We start from the raw sequence: 4,225 nt of genomic DNA, 5'->3' as shown, positions 1-4,225 counted from the left end.
GGCATCTGATCCGAAGGATCGGACGTGAGCTGCGCAACCAGATCCTTGCCAGAAGGGTCTGTAAGCCAGCCTGAGGCGACCGGCCGGGACCAACCGTCGGGCTGCATCCCGGCCTCGCGCACATCCCTACCGCACCGCGGCGGATAATCCTGAAATGGGTACGGGCGCGGTCGCGGGGAAGTCGCGGTGTATCTCGAACGCTCTCGCGGAGCGGTGTTTCATCCGGCCGAACGACGGTCACACCAGCCGCAACTCTCCTGGACCGAGCCGGATGCGCTTCACCAAGGCGCGCGACAGGCTTCCGACCATCTCGACCTTCGTTTGAGATGGGACGCTCAACGCCACAGCTGCCGTGTGGCCAAGGGCGAGCGTGCACTTGCTTCGCTTCCCGACCTCCAAACCTCTGACGAGAGCCTCGTAGCCCCAGATCGTGCCTCGGCTGATATCTACGATAGGATGGAACGCCATCGTGAAGGTGAACGGCAGGGGTTCGCCGTCTCGGCAACCTTGGCATCCGCGCTTCATGGGCCCGCTCTATCGTATACTTCCCTGGTAGGGTTGATTAAAAAGCAACGACACTAATCTGGGGCTAAAATTTGAATGTCCCGGTTTATTGTCCGGAGGCGTACCGAGTACAGCGGCTATCGATCTAATTCGATCAAACTGATCGCCGGCCTTATCCTGCCGGTGACCGATTTGGAGCACGTGAATGCTCACGTGAAGGCAGACCCAGCTCGGCGGGGCTGAGGCCAGCGCTGCCACATAATCCACGACCGGCCGGAGCATCAGAGACGGCGCAAGCGCACGCTGTTCCGGCGGAAGGCGATGGGCGACCTGTTCGGTGGGCCCTATGCCTGAAAGGCACGCCTCTGCTGGATTGTGGCCGCTGCTTTCACGATCGACAGAACACTCTCGCGCGTCGTCGCGTCGGCGATGCTCGTGAACGCCTGGACGAGCTCGACGACCTTCGGATCGTCGAAATAGGTCTGAACGGGCGCGACTCCAGCATCCACCGGCGCCGTGTCGGAGAAAAACGTCTCGACCGGCATCTTGAGTTGATCTGCGATCATCTGCAGACGGCTGGCGCCGACTCGGTTGCGACCCTTCTCGTATTTTTGCACCTGTTGAAAGCTCACCCCGATGGCGTGACCAAGCGCGGTCTGGCTCAACCCCTGTGCCGCTCGAAGCGCCGCGATACGGCTGCCGATCGCACGATCGGCGTCGGTTGCCAGCTTCGGCGTGTTGGTCGCGGTCATCGCAAAATGAGCTTTCGATGCGGGGAAGGCGGAACGCGTCGCTACTAGTCCAGTCGCTTAAAACTGACCCCAGGATTGTACACGATTACGCTGCACAACCGTTAGTGCAGCCGAGCAACAGCCGCAACTTGTGCAAGGCACTCGTGCAACTCTGGGTATTTCACGAGATCAGCGGCGATAGTAACGAATTCGTGAGGGCGGTGAGCCCAGCGAAATTGAGCACCTCTCATGAATGAGATCGAGGAGCGGCGGCACGTCGTGCTGTACAACCTCGCGGCGCACGCTGGTCCAGCACGGGGCCGCCTGCGCCTCTCCTTGGACGATGCGGCCCGGTTGGCCCGCCTCGCGCCCGAGGTGATCGCAGCTATCGAGAACGGCAACGGCTGCACGTCCTCCCTCGCGGTGCTGACGCACGTCGCCCTGTTTCTCGGCTTGACCGAGCTTGGCGTGCCACGTCCCCGGCCACCGGGGATGGAGTAGCCGCGTTTCAGAAAACCTCGTCGGGGGAAACTTCGGCCTGAGCCGGCACGTACCGCTTGCCCATGAGCAACCTGCACGACAAGCCCACCTCCCTAGATGCCGCGTTAGCTGAGCAGATCCATGCTGCCCGTGTGCGTGGGGCCTACTCGATCGAGACTTTGTCTGCGCTAGAGCCGTTTCCGAGCGCGTTGCGACGTCTTTTCGGCTGGAGCGTTGACGGGTGAAGGAGGCACTGATGCCATCACCGTTGTCCGTGGATCTGCGTGAGCGTGTCGTGGCGGCTGTGACTGAGGGTGCATCCTGCCATCGGGCCGCAGCGCGCTTCGGGGTCAGCGTATCGAGTGCCAGCCGCTGGTCGGAGCGTTTCCATCACGAAGGCCAGGTTGCAGCCAAGCCTTCGGGTGGCGACCGCACCTCGCACCGCGTCGAGGCGCATGCCGGCCTGATCCTACGCCTCCATGAGGAACGGCCGGAGATCTTTCTGTGCGAATTGCGCGATGCCCTGGCCGGGCACGGCGTGCAGACCAGCACCAGCGGCCTGTGGCGCTTCTTCCGGCGGCACCGGATCACCCGTAAAAAGGGGCGGTTCACGCGGCTGAGCAGGCACGGCCGGACGTGAGGGCGGCCCGCCAGGACTGGTTCGAAGGACAACTCGACCTCGATCCGGACCGGTTGGTCTTCCTCGATGAGACGGCCACGAACACGAAGATGGCCCGCCGTTACGGCCGGGCTCCGCGCGGTCGACGCTGCCGGATGGCCGTGCCGCATGGGCACTACAAGACCACGACCGTCACGGCCGCCCTGCGTACCAGCGGTCCCACCGCCATCGCCCTGTTCGAGGGAGCCACGAACGGGGCGCGCTTCCGCGCCTACGTCACCGACACCCTGGTCCCCGCGCTGAGACCCGGCGACACCGTCATCCTCGACAACCTAAACGTCCACAAGGTTGCCGGTGTCCGCGAGGCCATCGAGGCCGTCGGCGCACGGATCCGCTACCTGCCGGCCTACAGCCCGGACTTCAATCCGATCGAGCAAGCCTTCGCCAAGCTCAAAGCGCTCCTGCGTGCCGCCGCAGCGCGCACCATCGCGGATCTCCATGCCGAGATCCGAAAGGCCTTCGCCCGCTTCACACCTCAAGAATGCCGAAACTATCTCGCCGCCGCCGGATACGAGGACGACTTGGCCGTCGCTATATGAGCGGAAACGGCTCTAGCCCAGGTCGATCCCGAGGCTATCGTCGGGCTTGAGAATGGCGCGCCGATCGCCGACGTCGGAGCTCGGGATCGCGTCATGGTCGTGCTCGGCCTACATCCAGATGGCCACCGCTATCGAAATATGGATCGATAGTCACCGCTTTGCCAGAGACAACACCGCTGCCTTGCAGGGCCGCAGGCGCCTGATTTCAAAGCCCAGCGTTGCAGCCCATTAACTATTCTCGGGCACGCCATAGCTCCGGCGGCTGCAAGCATTTTTGGATCGACGGCTGCCTCATGAGGCCCGCTGTGTCGCTTCCATCCATATCTATCCGCAGCAAACTCATCGCTGCATTCTCGGTGCTTCTGCTGTTCCTGGGCGGTCTGAGCGCGGTCGGTTTGTGGAGTGCGTCCACAATCAACGGGCTGCTCCTCGACGTCGAGACGAACTGGCTGCCGAGCGTTCGCACCGCTGGCCAAGTCGATGCCCTGACAGGACGGTACACGACGAGTCTGCTCCGTCATATCCTGACGGACGAACAACAGATGCTGGCCAGCGTCGACAAGGACCTCGCCGATCGTGCCCAGAAGATCGAGACGACCGCCAAAGCCTATGAGGGTCTGATCAGCTCACCCGAGGAACGATCGCTCTACGAAACCTTCTCCCGTGAATGGCGCTCTTTCATGGGCACTGTCGAGCCTATCCTTGTGTTGTCGCGCAAGGGTGAGAAAGCGCAGGCCCTCAGCCTTTATGAAGCCAAAGGTGTGCAACCGCGTCGCAATGCTTCAGCAGCGCTCGACAAGATCATCAAGCTCAACCAGGACGGCGCTCAACAGGCAGAGAAGGATAGTCAGGCGACATATGGTCAGGCGCGCCTGATGCTGGTCGGCGCTGGGCTTGTGGCGGTGGTTCTAGCGATCGCGCTGGCGACCTTGATCGTCCTGAGCATCTCGCGTGGTATCCGTTCGGTCGTGGGGCCGATGCAATCCCTTGCCGCTGGCGATCTCAACGCCGCCATCCCGCATCAGGGCGAGAAGACCGAGATCGGGACGATCGCAGACGGGGTTCAGGTGTTCAAGGATGGCCTGATCCGCATGAAGGCGTTGGAAGAAGAGACTGCGGAGGCCCGCCTAGCAGCCGAGGAACAGCGCAAGGCCGGCATGCGCCAGATGGCCGACAGCTTCGAACAGGCGGTCGGCGGCATCATCGGCATGGTGTCTTCGTCCGCCACCGAGTTGCAGGCGACAGCACAGACGATGACGGCCACCGCGACCGAGACGGCCAGTCAGTCGACC

Annotated in this window: 4 protein-coding genes and 1 pseudogene; 3 read left to right on the top strand and 2 right to left on the bottom strand. The window is 62.8% G+C overall.

Going from position 1 to position 4,225, the window contains the following annotated elements:
* Positions 1 to 393 precede the first annotated feature (393 nt).
* Together MKL09_RS00450 and MKL09_RS00445 are read right to left on the bottom strand one after the other, a co-directional pair.
* Positions 394 to 525, bottom strand: a pseudogene (locus MKL09_RS00450) (EAL domain-containing protein); the annotation flags it as partial.
* A gap of 323 nt (positions 526 to 848) precedes the next feature.
* The gene (locus MKL09_RS00445) at positions 849 to 1,256 is read right to left on the bottom strand and encodes a helix-turn-helix domain-containing protein (protein ID WP_244016956.1); all 408 of its coding nucleotides are present in this window, start codon (positions 1,254 to 1,256) and stop codon (positions 849 to 851) included.
* A gap of 228 nt (positions 1,257 to 1,484) precedes the next feature.
* On the opposite strand from MKL09_RS00445, the gene MKL09_RS00440 reads away from it, so the two are divergent.
* From MKL09_RS00440 to MKL09_RS00430, 3 genes are all read left to right on the top strand, one after another.
* A complete protein-coding gene (locus MKL09_RS00440; RefSeq protein ID WP_244016955.1) occupies positions 1,485 to 1,736 on the top strand; it encodes a hypothetical protein in 252 nt (83 codons plus the stop codon).
* Between the two features lie 235 nt (positions 1,737 to 1,971).
* Positions 1,972 to 2,933 (top strand): IS630 family transposase gene (locus MKL09_RS00435; protein ID WP_244016953.1). Its coding sequence is split into 2 segments (ribosomal slippage): positions 1,972 to 2,320 and positions 2,320 to 2,933, totalling 963 coding nucleotides; the frame shifts between segments, so codons are not numbered across the junction.
* Between the two features lie 305 nt (positions 2,934 to 3,238).
* Positions 3,239 to 4,225 (top strand): MCP four helix bundle domain-containing protein (locus MKL09_RS00430; protein ID WP_244016951.1); only part of this gene is annotated, 987 nt, incomplete at its 3' end.

It is taken from the genome of Methylobacterium sp. J-048, from assembly GCF_022829515.1.
In the GTDB taxonomy this organism is placed as follows: Bacteria; Pseudomonadota; Alphaproteobacteria; order Rhizobiales; family Beijerinckiaceae; genus Methylobacterium.
This window is presented reverse-complemented; position numbering and strand designations above follow the sequence as displayed.